The 16,887-nt window shown below is 50.2% G+C and carries 13 protein-coding genes, 1 pseudogene and 1 riboswitch; of the genes and pseudogenes, 7 read left to right on the plus strand and 7 right to left on the minus strand.

All coding sequences use genetic code 11. The features are described 5' to 3' along the window. Both JK154_RS10745 and tssB read right to left on the minus strand, forming a co-directional pair. Positions 1 to 255: pseudogene (locus tag JK154_RS10745) on the minus strand (type VI secretion system contractile sheath large subunit); the annotation flags it as partial. A 38-nt stretch (positions 256 to 293) separates the two neighbouring features. Next, positions 294 to 791, minus strand: coding sequence for a type VI secretion system contractile sheath small subunit (gene tssB / locus JK154_RS10750; RefSeq protein ID WP_211992547.1), 498 nt, complete (start codon positions 789 to 791; stop codon positions 294 to 296). A 216-nt stretch (positions 792 to 1,007) separates the two neighbouring features. Between tssB and JK154_RS10755 the strand changes: the two genes are divergently transcribed. Then, positions 1,008 to 1,148, plus strand: a complete 141-nt coding sequence (locus JK154_RS10755) for a hypothetical protein (RefSeq protein WP_211992548.1) — start codon at positions 1,008 to 1,010, stop codon at positions 1,146 to 1,148. Between the two features lie 136 nt (positions 1,149 to 1,284). Here JK154_RS10755 and JK154_RS10760 read toward each other — a convergent pair whose 3' ends face one another. From JK154_RS10760 to JK154_RS10780, 5 genes are all read right to left on the minus strand, one after another. Then, entirely contained in the window at positions 1,285 to 3,270 is a 1,986-nt protein-coding gene (locus tag JK154_RS10760) for a ligand-gated channel protein (RefSeq protein ID WP_211992549.1), read from the minus strand. A 569-nt stretch (positions 3,271 to 3,839) separates the two neighbouring features. Continuing rightward, the gene (locus tag JK154_RS10765; RefSeq protein WP_211992550.1) at positions 3,840 to 4,037 is read right to left on the minus strand and encodes a YbdD/YjiX family protein; all 198 of its coding nucleotides are present in this window, start codon (positions 4,035 to 4,037) and stop codon (positions 3,840 to 3,842) included. A gap of 57 nt (positions 4,038 to 4,094) precedes the next feature. Further along, complete coding sequence (gene cstA / locus JK154_RS10770; protein ID WP_211992551.1) at positions 4,095 to 6,200, minus strand: pyruvate/proton symporter CstA; 2,106 nt, start codon at positions 6,198 to 6,200, stop codon at positions 4,095 to 4,097. A gap of 343 nt (positions 6,201 to 6,543) precedes the next feature. Continuing rightward, entirely contained in the window at positions 6,544 to 7,908 is a 1,365-nt protein-coding gene (locus JK154_RS10775) for a glycosyl hydrolase family 28 protein (protein ID WP_211992552.1), read from the minus strand. A gap of 83 nt (positions 7,909 to 7,991) precedes the next feature. Continuing rightward, positions 7,992 to 10,424 carry a DUF3772 domain-containing protein gene (locus JK154_RS10780; RefSeq protein WP_211992553.1) on the minus strand — a complete coding sequence of 811 codons (2,433 nt, stop codon included), beginning with the start codon at positions 10,422 to 10,424 and terminating at the stop codon, positions 7,992 to 7,994. 640 nt (positions 10,425 to 11,064) lie between these two features. On the opposite strand from JK154_RS10780, the gene JK154_RS10785 reads away from it, so the two are divergent. The 6 genes from JK154_RS10785 (at position 11,065) to JK154_RS10810 (ending at position 16,846) form a co-directional block, all read left to right on the plus strand. After that, positions 11,065 to 12,174, plus strand: coding sequence for an SDR family oxidoreductase (locus JK154_RS10785; RefSeq protein WP_211992554.1), 1,110 nt, complete (start codon positions 11,065 to 11,067; stop codon positions 12,172 to 12,174). A 32-nt stretch (positions 12,175 to 12,206) separates the two neighbouring features. Continuing rightward, positions 12,207 to 12,311: riboswitch (TPP riboswitch) on the plus strand. A 62-nt stretch (positions 12,312 to 12,373) separates the two neighbouring features. Further along, complete coding sequence (locus tag JK154_RS10790) at positions 12,374 to 13,075, plus strand: TenA family protein (RefSeq protein WP_211992555.1); 702 nt, start codon at positions 12,374 to 12,376, stop codon at positions 13,073 to 13,075. After that, positions 13,072 to 13,812, plus strand: coding sequence for an ABC transporter ATP-binding protein (locus JK154_RS10795; protein WP_211992556.1), 741 nt, complete (start codon positions 13,072 to 13,074; stop codon positions 13,810 to 13,812). Before JK154_RS10790 ends, JK154_RS10795 begins: the two co-directional genes overlap by 4 nt. Further along, complete coding sequence (locus tag JK154_RS10800; protein WP_211992557.1) at positions 13,809 to 14,570, plus strand: ABC transporter permease; 762 nt, start codon at positions 13,809 to 13,811, stop codon at positions 14,568 to 14,570. Before JK154_RS10795 ends, JK154_RS10800 begins: the two co-directional genes overlap by 4 nt. A gap of 32 nt (positions 14,571 to 14,602) precedes the next feature. Further along, a complete protein-coding gene (locus JK154_RS10805) occupies positions 14,603 to 15,538 on the plus strand; it encodes an ABC transporter substrate-binding protein (protein ID WP_211992779.1) in 936 nt (311 codons plus the stop codon). A gap of 84 nt (positions 15,539 to 15,622) precedes the next feature. Next, positions 15,623 to 16,846 (plus strand): FAD-dependent oxidoreductase, encoded by a 1,224-nt coding sequence (locus JK154_RS10810; protein ID WP_211992558.1) that lies wholly within the window; start codon positions 15,623 to 15,625, stop codon positions 16,844 to 16,846. The last annotated feature ends 41 nt before the right edge of the window (positions 16,847 to 16,887 follow it).

Consider the following 16,887-nt stretch of genomic DNA (forward strand, 5'->3'; position numbering starts at 1 on the left):
CAGCGCCTTGTCGAGTTTTTCAACTTTCGAGCCGGCGCTGGTCAGGCAGTCGAGAAACACCTGCATCCCCGCGGTCAGACGCTCATCCGCTGTCGCGTCAGACATGGCCTGCGCGTCCTGCCAGATATCCAGCGCACTCAGCTCAGACACCGGGCTCAGGTTAATTTTTTCAAACAGCGTGGCATACACCCCGCCAGCAGGGCGCCCGGTCACCAGGCTTTCGCCCCCCGTAACATGCTCATTTTTTACAGACATCGCTCTCTTCCTTATTAATCCGTTAAATACCGCGGTCGTTATGGCTGTTTCGGGGCCAGGGCTGACAGTTCAGAGCGAAGCTCCGCACTTAACGCCGGGTCGAGCAGAATCTTTTCCAGCTCTTTGCGGAAAGCCTGGTTATCCAGCAGGTTCGCTTTTAAATCCCGCAGCAGGCTGCGCATGGACAGCATGGCCTTCAGCTGGGGGATCTGGCGCGAGACCTGCTCCGGTGAAAAATCCTTCATGCTCCGGAATACCAGGCTGATGTTCTCCTCGCTGCCGTCACCCGCCAGGGTATTTTTGACGCTCAGGCTGACACTGGGGGAATACTCGCAGAGCACGGCGTCAAAGTTATTTTTATTCACATTCACTTTTTCGCGCTCTGATAAGGGGGCGGATGCCTGACCGTGGCTGAAGTCCCCCGCCACCAGTAACTTCAGGGGAAGTTCGGTTTTCTTGCCGGCGCCACCGGTGTGCAGGTCAAGCTTTAGGTTAATACGTGCCTTTGGCACTTCATTCTGGAAACTGTCAGCCATTTCATCATCCCTCTGTTCATCGCTGGTCACACTGTTTGTTTTGCAGTTCTTTACGTTCAGGGGCGGAACAATAATTGACGCCAGTCGTTATTTACAGTTTTTTAAACTAAAATAAGAAAAACCTTACGGTTTTTACGCTATTTTATCGTAGTGCACCGCATGGTGGACCAGGGCCGCAGGGCTCGCTGTACCGAAAAGAAGGAAAGGACAGACAGGATGAAAGGTGAAATGGCTCGGGGGATTTTTATTAAAGACGATCGCCTGCTGATTTACATTTTCAGGCGAGCGGAAGATAAAAAAGGGGCAAAGCACAAACCAGGACAACGGGGCGATGACCACCTCCCTGAAAGGCGATAACTCTCGATTAAAAAAGCACGTTTTGAGTTCCCTGCCATCCCACATCATGTAAACGAAAAACCACCGATCCAACGGTGGTTTTTCGTCAATTGCGCGGGATTAGCCTCTGCCCGGCTGCAACAGGTTATCTGACCATCTAGAAGCTGTAAGTCAGGCCTACAGTATAGCGACGGCCATCCAGTATGGTGTCATAAGTACTGTAGTCAATCCGTTTATCCAGCAGATTATAAACGCCTGCTGATGCCATCAGGCTTTTGTTTATGTCATAGCGCAGGCCTACATCAACCATTGTGTAAGAAGGCGTTCCCTGGGCCATCGCACTGCGGCTCAAATATTCTGAGGTATTACCACGGAAGTTCAGGCGACTCCAGAAACCAATATCCTGCATTGCCTGCCAAGAAAGTGTGGTATTAAACATATTTTTTGGCATTTTGTTTAATGGCTTGCCTGAGAATTGCCCACTCTTTTGCTCTGATTTGGTGTAGGTATAGTTCGCCGTCCAGTTCAGGCTGGGGGTAATTTTCCAGCCGAAGGTGGACTCCACGCCACGAATATTGACTTTATCCACATTAATGCGATCACTGACAAAATCGTAATGGGTTGTGCCAATGGTACAGGCTGGATCTGAGCTGCTGTTACAGCGGCGAACTTCACTAATTTTATCTTTAAAGTCAGTGTTATACAGAGTGATACCTGCATTGAGGTTATCATTGTTATCCCAGAGTAAGGCGATCTCTTCACTCAAGCTTTTCTCTGGTTTCAGATCCGGGTTACCCACAATAATGCCGTTGGAGCGCCCCCCGCCTGTTGTCTGCCCCCAGTTCTCTGATGACTGGCGTAAATCAGGAGCCCGATAACCCGCTGAAACGCCGCCTTTCAGGATCCAGTTATCATTGAGGTTCCATACTGCATAACCACGCGGTGTCCAGTTGGTACCGTATTTCTCATCCCGGTCCATACGCAGCCCCCCCGTCAGTGCGACCTGCTCAGTGACGAGCCACTCATCTTCGACAAACAGCGCCCAGTTCCAGCGAGTCAGTTTGTCGAGTCCGTCCGCGGCCTGGAGCTGATTCCCCGTATCACGCAACTTCTCATAACGGTACTGCCCTCCCAGCGTGAGAGTATGATCACCCAGGAAGATTTGGTTCTGATTATTGAAAACCGTATTGTACGATTTCATCCCACGATGGGGGTTTGTTGCTTCTTCCTGCTGTATATAGCTGGTGGTATCAAAAGCACCGTAATAACCACTGTGGGTAAGTGAATAGGTAGTGTGCTCATAGCGGCTATCACTCCTGCTGTTAGGCTCACACTTCCCGCTACGACAAACTTCTGAGTCTATTGATTTACCCGGGGTACTGTTCCTGTCCTGTAATTCCCGGGTTATTTCAAAATCGATATCGTTTTTATCATCAGGCGTAAAGTTTAGTGTCAGCCCACCGTTACGCATTTTCTGTTCATTATAGCCATTGAGAATAGTATCCTCTGCGCGGCGTGATATCAGGCCGGTGACTTTTGCCCCGAGTAGCCCGTCAATTAAGGGCCCGGAGGCATAGAGATTCGTTTGATACAAGTCGCCTGAATCATTATGTTGCTGGAATGTTGAATCCACGTGCAACGCGCCGTTCCAGGAACGGGTGTTAGAAATTTTCTTGGTAATGATGTTAATGACGCCGCCCATCGCATCTGAACCATACAGTGAAGACATTGGCCCACGAACCACCTCAATACGTTCAATGGATTCCAGTGGCGGCATCCAGCCCTGCTCAATGCCGGAGTTATCACTATTAGGCCGTGTCTCACGCGTATTTACACGTTTACCATTGATCAGGAACAAGGTGTACTGTGAGCCCATACCGCGGATACTGACATCACTCTTGCTTCCCCCACCCGTAACCACAACACCGGGGACATCTTTTAATGCATCAGTGACATCACGATATGCCTGGTCTTCTATCTGTTGCTTGGTTATGACAGAAATAGAGGCAGGAGCATCCTGAATTTTTTTTTCGAATCCAGAGGCAGTAACAACCAGGGTATCTTCACTGGCCGCGAAGGTAAGAAAGGGTAAGCAGACAAGGGAAATGGCTGAAGAAACAGCTTTAATATGATGTATTTTCATTATTTATATACCACACAAATTAATCTCAGAAGTATCACAATCAACAGCAGAATGATTCGAGTTGACCTTTACCGCGATAAATCAACGATGATCACTTGCGAAAGTGTACAAATATATTTCACAATGTAAATAGAAATAATAATTAATATCATTTGTAGTCACGTATTTTGATATCCCGTGTCAGGACTCAGACCTTTGGGGCCATTCACAGAAGGGAGACAAGAAGATCCATCAGGCCATTGTGGCTTTGATACTGAAATGCATAAGATTTTATCGCAATAAGGCGGGGAGACTGTTGTTGAGGATGGCCCTTCACGCTTTCACCAGCACGGCGTGAATCCGACTAGCCAGAAAGATGAAAAACGACGGGCATTACCCTCGCATCGTGGGCGACAGGGAGAGACCCAGAACAGGCCTGTTTTATTCATGGTGCAAGTTCGCGGCTTAACCACCGACAGTGGCGAAGTGCAAAACCGGGCAGGCCGCACAGGTGAGCGCACCCCGTGACACGCCTCTGAACGCGGTGTTATTGCAATCCCGGCGACCTTTCTATTGGTGCGAACGGGCAATCAGCAACATTTGGCCCCCCCCTTTCCACCATAGCGTGCATCCTGCCGATCCCGGAAGAACTCTTCATAGGTCATCGGGGTTTGCTCAGGGTGGGTAAGGCGTATGTGCGCCACATAGTTTTCATAATCCGGTACACCGACCATCATTTTTGCCGCCTGACCGAGGTATTTACCTGCTTTTGAGAGCGAATCAAACATCACTTTGTCCTTTTCAGTAAACCCGGCCTCCGTCTGTAGGCCGGGTTCTATATTACATCAATGTGCGCGTTTCGTGGCGCCACTCAGCTGTGCTGCATCTGCAGGCATAGGCTCATACGGTGTTTCTTTTGACGTCGGTTTGTCTGTCTTCAAGGCAGCCAGGGCTGTTTTGATAGAAAAGAGTGCCAGAACAAGCACAACAACCATAAAGAAAATGGTCAAACCGGCATCCAGGCGGTTGTTGAACACCAACTGTGCCAGCTGGGATTCTGTATACTGTGGTGGGATATTACCACTATCAATCATCCCCTGGAATTTATTAGCGATAGCCAGGAAACCCAGTTTGGTGTCCGGGCTAAAGGATTTCTGCCAGCCGGCTACCAGGGTGCAAATCAGCAACCAGGCTGTCGGTACCAGTGCCACCCAGGCGTAACGCTGACGTTTCATTTTGAACAGTACCACGGCACACAGCATCAATGCCATTCCCGCCAGCATTTGGTTCGCAATACCAAACAGCGGCCACAATGTGTTGATCCCCCCCAGTGGGTCAACCACCCCTTGATGCAGAAAGTATCCCCAGGCCAGCACACAAAGCGCCGTGGCCAGGAGGTTCGCTGGCAGAGAGTCTGTTCGTTTCAGCCCTGGATTCACTACGCCCAGCAGGTCTTGCAACATAAAACGTGCAGCACGGGTTCCCGCATCCACCGCCGTCAGGATAAACAGGGCTTCAAACAGAATGGCAAAATGATACCAGAATGCCACATCCATCAGGCCACCTAAGGCTCCGTGAAGAATATACGCCATCCCTACTGCCAGCGTCGGGGCTCCACCAGCACGGGAAATGATAGACTGCTCCCCCACGTCATTAGCTATCTGATGCAGCAGGTCTGGCGTCACCACAAAGCCCCATGAGCTCACCACTTGTGCCGCGGAGGCGACCACATCCGTGGTTCCCGCAGGAGCAAGGACAGCCAATGGGCTGTTCATGGCAAAATAAACACCCGGATCGATGATACAAGCAGAGACCAACGCCATGATGGCGACAAAGGACTCCATCAGCATACCGCCATAACCAATGAAACAGGCCTGCCCTTCACTGGCGAGCATTTTAGGTGTGGTCCCGGAGGAAATCAGCGCATGGAAACCTGATACGGCACCACAGGCAATGGTAATAAATAAGAATGGGAACAGATCCCCAGCCCAAACCGGGCCACTCCCATCAATAAATTTCGTCAGGGCTGGCATATTAAGCGTGGGGCGCATAATCAAAATACCGACAGCCAGTCCGACAATTGTCCCAATTTTCAGGAAGGTGGACAAATAATCGCGGGGCGCAAGTAACAACCAGACAGGAAGAACAGAAGCCACAAAGCCATAGCCCACCAACATCCAGGTTAACTGAACCCCCGTATAGTCAAACCACGGCGCCCAGGTTTCGCTCTGGGCAACCCAGCCACCGGAAATAATGGCAAACACCAGCAGTACCAGACCAATGACCGAGACTTCACCAATACGCCCGGGACGCAGATAACGGATGTAAATCCCCATAAACAGTGCCAGTGGAATGGTGAACGCCACGGTGTAAGTTCCCCAGGGGCTGTGAGTCAGGGCTTTGACCACAATCATTGCCAGCACGGCAAGAATTATCACCATAATCATAAAGGTGGCGATCAGCGCGAGCACGCCGGCAGTAGGTCCCATCTCTTCGCGAACCAGTTCTCCCAGGGAGCGTCCATCCCGACGTGTGGAGACAAACAGAACCATGAAGTCTTGTACCGCCCCCGCCAGAACAACACCAGCGAGTAGCCAGATCATACCAGGCAGGTATCCCATCTGTGCAGCTAATACTGGCCCGACTAATGGCCCGGCACCAGCAATCGCGGCAAAGTGGTGACCAAAGAGGACTTTTTTATCCGTAGGGACATAATCAAGCCCATCATTGTGTTTAATCGCCGGGGTCATCCTGGTTGGATCAACCTGTAAAACATTCTTGGCAATATATCTGCCATAAAAACGGTAGGCGATAAGGTACACACACACTGAAGCAACAACGATCCACAGGGCGTTGATCTGTTCCCCTCGATTAAGCGCAATATAACCCAGGGCGAAGGCTCCAATAACGGAGAGTAACGCCCATATAAAGTACTTTCCTGAACTATTCATAATTATTATCCGTGTCAGTAGTAGGGAATGTTACATTTTGTGTCCATGGCGACACCGTGAATTTAACAACCCGGACATAAAGATGAACAGGAAAATAACCTGACATTATCACTGTATTGTTAACGGGATCACTTAAGGCAGGAAAGTCGAAACAAGACAAAGAAGAAAAGCGTGCGCCACGGCAATAATCCCCCCCTCAATGGGAGGGGAATATACTGTGCGTTTGGCTCACGGCAGGATGCGGTAACCTGATTAATAACACGGGTAATATGTTACGTTGCGGCAGGTTCCGCCAGGGGCACAGAGAATAACGGGTGAAATTTAACCCACTAACCTGGTGCTGTTATCGTGTTTTATCCCTTTCAGGAAATGGAACCCACTTTCCGGAACAGTCTGCCTGTAAAGGTTTTGCCATCGGGAAGCCCGCAGTTCCTGGGGGGGCTGGCCAGAGCCCTTTTTTACCCACCGTTAGATGTAAAAACTCTGTGCGCCAGGTAATATCAGGACTGAAGGTCACACCGTCCATCACAACATCAACAGGATGGGATGAATCATAACCGCGCAGAAGAACCGTGCCTGTTACACTATTTGTGGAATGAACATCGTTCAGCACAATGTTTCTGTATTCCGGGACTGAATCACCCACTGCTTTCGGCGCGTAACGGGTATCAAAAGATATCGGCCAGCGATTATTCCGCATACAAATATGAGTATATTTAATATCACGAACGATTCCCCCCCTGCTCACATCGCTTTTAATGCGTAACCCGGATGTGGTTCCATCCAGCGTGAGATTATGGACCACGACATCACGCACCCCCGCATTCACTTCACTCCCTATCGACATACCATGCCCGGAGTAAAAATGATTATCCGTGATTGAAATATGTTCGGTGGGGCCGCTTCCCGCTTTGATGGCAATATTATCGTCCCCGGTGCGGATAAAACTCTGTGCGATAGTGATATCCTGGGATGCACCAGGATCTATCCCGTCAGTATTTCTTGCCGATGCTGGCGTGTCGATAACAATACCCCATATCGTCCCGCCTTTAACATGGTTAAGGACAATATGAAAATTGGGGGAATTATGCAGCCGGATGCCATGAATGATAATGTCACTGGCATGATCAATTTGAACCAACCGGGGAGCATTCTGTTTACCACCAGGAATGGACTGAGCCCGGCGTGCCATCGCCCACCATGTTTCAGCCTGGCCCTTCATCGTGTCCCCGCCTCGCCCGTCTATCATGCCCTGGCCCTGAATCCCGCCACCCTGACTGTTTTTTATTTGGATAAAAGGCCGGCACCCTTTTCCTTCTTTATCTATCGTGCCACATCGCCCGCGACCGGTGTCGTAGTATTCAGGGTTGGGGTCAGCGGCCAGTACCGTCCCTTGATCCAGTCGCAAAAAAACACCCGAGGGTATCTGTAGAGGCCCCGATGTAAAAGTACTGCCTGACGGGCCCTTACTGAGCTGGACTGCCTGCCCAGCAGGACAGCGGTTTAACGCTTGCTGGATATCACGCTGTGTGGTGATACTGTCCTGGCCCACTTCAGGGTAAAGCGTTGCACAAACGGGCTGTACTGGCTCGGGTTCCTTCACCTCTCGACGATCACCCGCGGCCTGAGCCACGAGACAGACAAGCAACGTACTGCTGCAGGCTGAGAGTGCCAGTACCCGAATAAGGGTGTTTTTATTTATTACCATACCCTGTGACACTCCGTTAAGAGACAACGCCCGTATTTAACGGGAGTATGTCCGGCCTATAGTGGGCAAACAGTACCGACAGATTACTCTTCAGTTTCCTGCGGCGCTCCCTGGCTTGCTTTGCGCTCAATAATCATCGTCTGAGGCGATGACAGCACGACGCCCTCCTCACGCAGACGCGTCAAAATAGCAAACAGTAAATCGCTTTTTACACTGCTCACATGCCGGGGGCTGGCTACATTGCCCGTTACCGACATCACAATACCGCTGGAGGTTAAGTCCTTAAATGATACGGATGGCTCTGGCATTTCCAGGATGCGTTCATTCTCACGGTAAATATCCAGCAGCAGCTGACGTACCTTCTGCGGGTCAATATCCAGCGGGAACGTCAGCAGAATAGTCGCCACCCCTTGCGCGTTCCCCATTGTCGCATTGCGCACATTCTGTGAAATTAGCTGCGAGTTAGGCACAATAACGGTGGATTTATCACTCAGCTGGATCTCCGTGGCACGTACATTGATGCGGCGAATATCTCCCTCAATACCACTGATGCTCACCAGGTCGCCAACTTTAACAGGACGTTCAGTTAACAAAATTAATCCGGAGATAAAATTCTTCACAATCTCCTGCAGACCAAAACCGATACCAACAGACAAGGCGCTGACAATCCATGCCAGCTTATTCCACTGAAGTCCCATGATCGACAGTGTCATCAGTATCAATAAGACAAAGCCAATATTGCTAAACAGGGTGATCAGTGAAACCCGCATTCCCCTGTCCATAGACGTTTTGGGCAGGAATTCATTTTCCAGCCAGCGTTTAACTGAGCGAAGTATCCAGAGTCCTACCAGCAGGCAAAGCAGGGCATTGACCACCTGTGCCGGGACGATGTTCATCGACTCCAGGCCTTTCCCCCCCCAAAACTCCATGGTTTTTTGCACCAGCTCGATCGGGGTAACACTGCCAAACGAACCATTCAGTAAAGACATAGCCGCCGCCAGTAGCAGCAATGTTTTGCCTATCGCACTCAACAGTGCGGCAACCAGACTCAGGTGGCGGGCCTCAATATTCAGGGATGCCTGTATTTGTCTGCCAAATGCCGTATTGATCGAGAACAAACTTTCGCAGGTGTCCGTAATAAGCCGGCTAAAGATATAAAAGAGACCACAGACGATGCCCATCCAGATCAGCTCATAGGCAAGGAATCGTGCCAGGGTAATGTAACCAATCATTAGTGAAATCATGATGACAAACCCTGTCAGGGTCAGGGCCATCTGAATCAGTCCCGCTAGCGTTGATCGTGCCTCCGGTTGTTGACCATCCATTATCATACGACGGCGAACCAGATTGGTGCGCATGCTAATCGCCAGGGCGGTAGCCCCAATCAGCAATGCGGTCATGCCATTAGCGAAAATCGTTGTGGCAACGCTGGTGTTGGCACTGCTGTTAAAATTCTCTGCCGTCTGGAAAATAAACATTAACGTGGCAGTCAAAGGTGGAAACGGTTTTAATGCCAGCGCGACTTCATCTGAAATTTGTGGCAAACGCCAAGAAGGACGACGGGTGGAGAGAAAAGCACGCCCCAGACCGGCTATCAGCCCACAGAAAACACTCAGGTCCACCAGTTTGTCGGCAAAGCTCCGCACGGTGTCTGATACTTCTTGCTGGCGGGTAAATGCCAGGTCGAGGAAGTTAAATGCCAGCACGATACTGCCCAGCGTAGTCATGGCAGTCGCGGCGGCCAGGAAACTACGACGTAATCGTCCTTCGGGTAAGTGGTGAATGCCTATCCAGGCCAGGAGTTCTTCAAGGTAACGGCGCCCCAGGGTCGCAACCAACCCGGCGGCCAGGATCCAGCATACCGTGCCCAGTATCCAGTCCGGGGAAAAAGAGAGTTCAGCCGTCGACTTGAGATCATCGATGAAGTCGCTAATGTTATCACTGTCATCATCCTGGGTATGGGTCAGCGGCGCCCAAAAACGTGGGCTAAAAATACTGCCCGCATTGAGGGCCAGTTGAGTTTTCAGAGCATTACGACGCAGATTGACTATCTGTGCAGAAAGATTAAGCGCCCCGACTTTAATCGCTTCCGCTTGCTTAATTTGATCGTCTGTCTTGCTATTCTGGTTCTCGAGCTTACTGCGTTTAATTGTTACTTCACCGGTCTCTTTTACGCCACTATCGGCTGTCGGAACCGGGCCAAGTACAGCCAGCTGAGCCTGCAGCTCTGTTTGCTGGATGTTCAGAGACTGTATCAGGCGATCGGCGTCACTGGACAATTCCAGCGCCAGACCATTGAGTACGATAAGCCGAGTATCGTTTGTTTCGCCAGAGACCTGTTGTTTAATTTTATCGAGTATCTTCTGCATCTTGGGCAGTTCAACCGCGGCATTGGCCTTTATCGGTGCCTCACCACTTTGCTGAGTACTACCGTTATCACTCGCGATGCTCCATGGGGATATTAGCGTCATCAGAGTCAACAGACACACACGGACAAAAGTTAACATGCCAGACATGTAAAGGTTCCTGAAAATAATTGAAGGCAGATGACCGCCGGAAGACTTATCGCGCCATAGTTTATGCCTTTGCCCTGCGCCACACTATAGGATTTGCGATAGAAATATTGTCTCCGGATCATAAGAATTCTTGATGGATATCCCCTGTGGGCGGCACAAAAAAGATAGCCTGCCATCAGGCCAGTGATAAAGGCCAGACTCTGTCAGCAGAAAGATTTGGAATTGATTCTCACCCCGGAACACCCTTTCATTGAGTAAGAAATATCGCTATCATTGGCTGCGCTGGCATTTTACACACTCACCCTGATCGCAGGTAATTCCCGATGTTCAAAGAGATACCATTCTCCGATGCCTCCCCAGTCGACAGAAATGATGATCCCCAAAAATGCTCATAACGTGTTGTTACATTCCACAATACTTTCAACCGAGCACCAGAATGAAATAAATGCCATATATAGAGCACCATAACTGGAAAGACACACCGTTCAGTTATACCCAGCAATCAACTGCCGCCATTAAAATTACATCATCGCCGGATTTTTTGACTCTGCTGCAACATTCAGGTGTCAAACGCTGTGCACTGACGTCGATTAGGCATAACTCATTAATAATAAATAATAAAAGCTATTGGAAATAATTTATGAAGACTATTTTTATTACAGGTGCAACCGGATTTGTCGGTGGGGCTATTGTAGAGAATCTGCTGAACAGAAATGCCGGAGAAAACTTACTGCTGCTGGTCAGGGCTGAAAACCGGGAAATGGGTCTCAAACGACTGCTGGAAAACCTGGAAAAATTTGATATCCCGCAATCAACACTGTCCGGGCTGACCGTCGATAATATTGTTACAGGTGACCTCGCTACCCCTGAAAACTTTATACAGAATCCCGTTCTGGATAGTGTGACACATGTCATTAACTGTGCGGCTATTGCTTCTTTTGGTAAAAACCCACTGATCTGGAAAGTTAACGTTACCGGAACCCTTGAATTTGTTAAAAGAATGAACCGCGTTGCAGGTCTTAAGCAGTTTATTCAGGTTGGTACGGCAATGTCTTGCGTCCCGTCCCAGGGAGAGCTGGTGACTGAACAGAATATCAGTGCTGAAGAAAAAGAGCATATTGTCGCCTATACCTACTCTAAAGCGACAATCGAGCAGTTGATACAAAAAGAGTGCCCGGATCTGCCATTACTGATCGTCCGACCATCCATCATTGTCGGGCATTCTAAATTGGGCTGCCAGCCTTCAAGCAGCATCTATTGGGTCTTTGAAATGGTGCTGAAACTGGGGAAATTTTTGTGTGCTCTGGAAGACAGAGTTGACATCATCCCTGTCGATTTCTGTGCTGAAGCGATTGTTCTTCTGTTGGATAAAGAAATATCAAATAATGAGATTTTTCATATTTCTGCTGGTGAAAAATACAGTGTCAGCTTCAGAGAAATTGACGCGGCCATATCCAAGGCACATGCAAGGCCTGCTATCGCGGAAAATTATCAGCAGGTAGATTTTAGTGAAGTTTATGCTCTTCGTAAAAGTTTCAATGAATTATATGGGGAGTGTAACGAACGCCTGATGCTGCTTGCCATGCAGCTTTATGGTTCTTTTGCGCAACTAAACGTTAAATTTGATAACAATAAATTACTCAATCTGGGCATGACACCTCCCCAGCGATTTGTTGAATACGTGGATAAATGTGTCTTAACAACAAGCCATTTAAGCGTGCCTGAATTGATGATTGTAGATTTTAAATAGTGTTGTAAACCCAAAATAGATATCGTATAACAAGCTTCTCCGAGGGGTGTCCTGTAATGGGCTGAGATGGTAGCAATGCCGAACCCTTTGAACCTGATCTGGGTCATGCCAGCGAAGGGACGGGTTGTCAGGCACCCCTGTGCTTTTGACTCTTCACACCGCCATCGTACCCGGATCTCCACACATTTTTGGAGATCGTATGTCTGTTTCAATGTTCGGATATGGCCTGTTTGGTCGCCTGCGCCAGGCGGCAGGGCAGGACTGGCAACACTATGTTTCTCACCCTTTTCTACAACAGCTGGGTTCAGGTGCTCTGCCACAGATCGCTTTTCGCCGCTATCTGACCCAGGACTATCTGTTTCTGATCCACTTTGCCCGAGCCTATGCATTGCTGGCAACCAAGTTTCATACCTTGCCAGAGATCCGCGCCGCCGTCCGGTCACTCAATCATATTGTTGCTGAATTGCCCCTGCATGTGGGTTACTGCACTGGCTGGGGGTTGAATGAAATACAAATGGCCCGGGAACCTGAAGCCAGTGAAACCCTCAACTACACCCGCTATGTCCTGGATATAGGGCACTCAGGTGATGCGCTCGAACTCCTCGCAGCCTTGCTCCCCTGTGTCGCCGGTTATGCAGAGGCTGGCCTGCTTTTATTGAATGATCCCCATACCTTAATCGAGGGTAATCCCTACGCGTCCTGGATACAGAATTACAGTGATCCTGAATATCTGGCCGGGGTTAATGGTGCGATAGAGATGCTCGAACAGGTCGGTCTGTCACGGGGAGCCGAGGGGCGTTTTACCCGACTGAGCGAGATATTTACCACTGCAACCCGCCTGGAATCTGCATTCTGGCAAATGGGACTGAATGCGGCAGACGGGTCGGTGTATAGAAAGTGAAGACCGCAATATCACCGCCGGGGATTGAAGTCCGTGATTTAACGCTGTGTTTCGGCTCACGAATAATTTTTGAACACCTTAACTTTACTATTCCAGGTGGAAAATTTATTTCCCTGCTTGGTACCAGTGGGGCCGGGAAAACCTGCTTGCTGAAGATTATCGCCGGCCTCTCCAGCCCCACATCTGGCAGTGTTGTCGCCAGTGATGGTCTTCCCGTCCCGGGACGTATTGCCTATATGGGTCAGCGCGACTTGCTCTATCCCTGGCTCACGGTGCTGGAAAATATCACCCTGGGCTCAAGACTGCGTGGAGAAAAGGCTGACTCAGCCTGGGCCTGGCAGTTATTAGAGCAGGTTGGACTCAGTGGACAGGGGAATGACAGGCCGGCATCACTCTCTGGAGGGATGCGTCAACGGGCTGCCATTGCCCGCACGCTGTATGAACGTCAGCCCATTGTGCTGATGGATGAACCCTTCTCAGCACTGGATACCCTCACCCGTGCCACCATCCAGACCCTGGCGGCAAAACTACTGGCTAATCATACGGTGCTCCTTATCACCCATGACCCAATGGAAGCCTGCCGTCTTAGTCATCGCCTGTTAGTACTGTCACGCTACCCTGGCGGCATTGATGATGGTCACGCTATTGCTGGCCTGCCGCCCCGGGCCCCTGATGATCCTGACGTGCTGAAAAGTCAGGCAGAACTGTTACAACAGCTAATAAAGGGGGCGGAATGAAGGGCCAGTCAGATCGCCGTGTTGCACGCTGGGGGCGGGGAATCACGGTATTGGCGGGTCTGATCTTGTTATGGTGGCTGGCGACCCTCAGTACTGTCCCCGCCTTTCTGCTCCCCTCTCCCTTAGCCGTTGCTGAGGCACTGTGGAAAGGTCATGATTTTCTTTTTTATCATACTGTTATTACAGCTTCAGAGGTGGTGGCTGGACTGCTGTCAGGCGTATTGCTCGGCGTATTACTGGCTCTGGGGATGATTTACTCCCCTCGTCTGCAACGCTGGCTGATGCCCTTAGTGCTCACCAGCCAGGCGATCCCGGTGTTTGCCCTTGCCCCACTGCTGGTGCTGTGGTTCGGCTTTGGCATGGGGGCCAAAGTAGCAATGGCAGTACTGGTCATTTTTTTCCCGGTGACATCGGCTTTTTTCGATGGCCTGCGCCGGGTCAATACTGACTATATCGATCTTGCACGCACTCTGGGTGCATCCCCCTGGGCACAGTTACGCCATGTCAGACTGATGGCAGCACTACCTGCGTTTGGTACCGGGTTGCGTATGGCTGCAGCAGTCGCCCCTATTGGTGCCATTATCGGGGAATGGGTAGGGTCAGCCGAAGGACTGGGTTATTTGATGCTGAATGCCAATGCCCGGATGCAGACCGACCAGCTCTTTGCCGCACTCTTTATCCTGATTCTGATGACGGTCCTGCTGTGGATCGCTGTTGATAGTCTGTTACGCCGCCTTGTGAACTGGACGGCGGAATAATGCACTCTGTTTTATAATACAAGGAATGAAACCTGATGAAAAAAAGCTTCTGTACTCTACTACTTGGCTCCTTAATCACAATGCAAGCTTCTGCAGCAGAAAACGTTACGCTGATGCTGGACTGGTACCTCAATCCTGACCACGCCCCGATTATTGTTGCAGAACAGATCGGTGCCTTTAAAGAACAGGGGCTCGACGTGAAGATTGTCCCCCCCTCTGATCCGTCACTACCCCCACGACTCGTGGCCGCGAAACAGTCTGATTTGGCCATCACTTATCAGCCACAGCTGCACTTCTTCGCAGACGAGGGGTTGCCACTGGTCCGTGTGGGTACCCTGGTGAATACCCCACTGAATACAGTAATTACCCTGGATAAAAAAATAACATCACCCGCTGGGCTGAAAGGAAAAAAAGTGGGCTTTTCTGTTTCGGGGATTGAAGAGGCAACACTCAATACGATGCTGAAACATGAAGGTCTTGTTCCGACAGATGTCCGCCCGGTCAGCGTTAACTTTCAGTTAAGCGGCGCACTCCTGGCAGGCCAGGTTGATGCAGTTATTGGCGGTTATCGCAATATTGAAGCCCTGGAATTACAACTACAAGGTAAAGAACCTACGGTATTCAATGTCGAAGACTATGGCGTTCCGGCCTATGACGAGCTGATCATCGTCGCCCATCCTGATAATGTGCATCAACCGAAAATCGCTAAGTTTTTAGCGGCGTTAAAAAAAGGGAATGACTACTTACAGGCTCACCCAGAAGAAACCTGGAAAGCCTTTGCCAGTACCCATCCAGAGCTGAATACCGAACTCAATCACCAGGCCTGGCTGAAAACATTACCTCTTTTTGCCCGAGATCCTGGACATCTTGATACTGCCCGTTATCAGGCTTATGAACAGTTTCTCTTCGATAATAAGCTGATTAAACAGATAACACCGGTAGAAAAATACGCCACGGAGATTCAGTAGCCCTCACGCTGCATATTATCGGGCTCGCAATAGATAATGATAAGCATTATCATATAAACCACTATTCCTGTTACAGAGGTGGAGATGATGGTGCAAGCCACGGAAAAACTGACCGCTGACTGCTGTATTGTTGGCGGTGGTCCCGCGGGACTCATGCTAGGTTACTTGCTGGCCCGTTCTGGCGTGAAGGTCATTGTGCTGGAGAAGCACGCCGATTTCTTGCGTGACTTCCGGGGCGACACCCTCCACCCGTCAACACTACAAATCATGGATCAACTCGGATTACTGGAGGCTCTGCTCCGGCTCCCCCACCAGCGCGCCGAACGTTTGGAGGCAGAAGTCGGAGGTGAAGAGGTAACGCTGGCTGATTTTTCGCGCCTGCCCGTAAAGTGTAAATTTATTGCTTTTATGCCCCAATGGGATTTTCTTAATTTCCTCACGGCACAGGCGAGTCGATTTCCTGATTTTAGATTACTCCAGTCATGTGCTTTCGATGATTTTCTCTACACCGATGCGCAGATTTGCGGCGTTCGTGCGGTGATGAACAGCAAACCACTTGAAATTTATGCCCCGCTAATTATCGGCTGTGATGGACGCCACTCAAGGGTACGTGAAAAAGCGCAGCTGCCAGGCCAGTCATTTGGGGCCCCACGGGATGTGGTCTGGTTCCAGCTGGATAAACAGGCAGACGATCCGCAATGGGGAATGGGGCATAAAGGGCCAAAACAAAATTTTATTATGCTTGATCGTGGCAGTTTCTGGCAGTGCGGGTACTCGATTATGAAAGGGGAATTTAGTGAGCTGGCCGCGGAAGGTCTTGAGGCATTTAAGCAGCGAGTCGCTCTTATTGCACCTTTCCCGGTATTACGCCTGGCACAACTGACGGACTGGAATCAGCTACGGTTATTAGACATTCGTATTGACCGCCTCAATAACTGGGCTCGGGAAGCAGTATTATGCATCGGCGACGCGGCTCATGCCATGTCACCGATTGGCGGCGTGGGTGTGAATCTGGCCATTCAGGATGCGGTGGCGGCCGCCAATATTCTCACGCCCTCGTTATTAAAGGGCAAAGTGACGCTACGGCAGTTGAATAAAGTACAGCGTCGTCGTCAGTTTCCAACCCGGGCGACACAGTTTATTCAGATAAAAATGGGCGGCAAAAAACGGCAACCAGGTGAGAGTAGCCGGCTCCCGCACATACTTAAACGTTACCGTTTCCTGCCCCATATTTTTGGCTGGATCATTGGCCTGGGCTTCCGTCGTGAGAAACCACGTCGAATAAAGTCCTCACAAGCCATCCGGTGAATATTTGCCACGTTGACACCAGGAAACTGTGCCGCCCAAAC

The sequence above is a fragment of the Citrobacter sp. JGM124 genome (assembly GCF_018257795.1).
Classification (GTDB): Bacteria; Pseudomonadota; Gammaproteobacteria; order Enterobacterales; family Enterobacteriaceae; genus JGM124.

Coding starts and splice junctions, on each gene's coding strand:
- tssB (WP_211992547.1), bottom strand. CDS start 791: ATGGCTGACAGTTTCCAGAATGAAGTGCCAAAGGCACGTATTAACCTA.
- JK154_RS10755 (WP_211992548.1), top strand. CDS start 1,008: ATGAAAGGTGAAATGGCTCGGGGGATTTTTATTAAAGACGATCGCCTG.
- JK154_RS10760 (WP_211992549.1), bottom strand. CDS start 3,270: ATGAAAATACATCATATTAAAGCTGTTTCTTCAGCCATTTCCCTTGTC.
- JK154_RS10765 (WP_211992550.1), bottom strand. CDS start 4,037: ATGTTTGATTCGCTCTCAAAAGCAGGTAAATACCTCGGTCAGGCGGCA.
- cstA (WP_211992551.1), bottom strand. CDS start 6,200: ATGAATAGTTCAGGAAAGTACTTTATATGGGCGTTACTCTCCGTTATT.
- JK154_RS10775 (WP_211992552.1), bottom strand. CDS start 7,908: ATGGTAATAAATAAAAACACCCTTATTCGGGTACTGGCACTCTCAGCC.
- JK154_RS10780 (WP_211992553.1), bottom strand. CDS start 10,424: ATGTCTGGCATGTTAACTTTTGTCCGTGTGTGTCTGTTGACTCTGATG.
- JK154_RS10785 (WP_211992554.1), top strand. CDS start 11,065: ATGAAGACTATTTTTATTACAGGTGCAACCGGATTTGTCGGTGGGGCT.
- JK154_RS10790 (WP_211992555.1), top strand. CDS start 12,374: ATGTCTGTTTCAATGTTCGGATATGGCCTGTTTGGTCGCCTGCGCCAG.
- JK154_RS10800 (WP_211992557.1), top strand. CDS start 13,809: ATGAAGGGCCAGTCAGATCGCCGTGTTGCACGCTGGGGGCGGGGAATC.
- JK154_RS10810 (WP_211992558.1), top strand. CDS start 15,623: ATGATGGTGCAAGCCACGGAAAAACTGACCGCTGACTGCTGTATTGTT.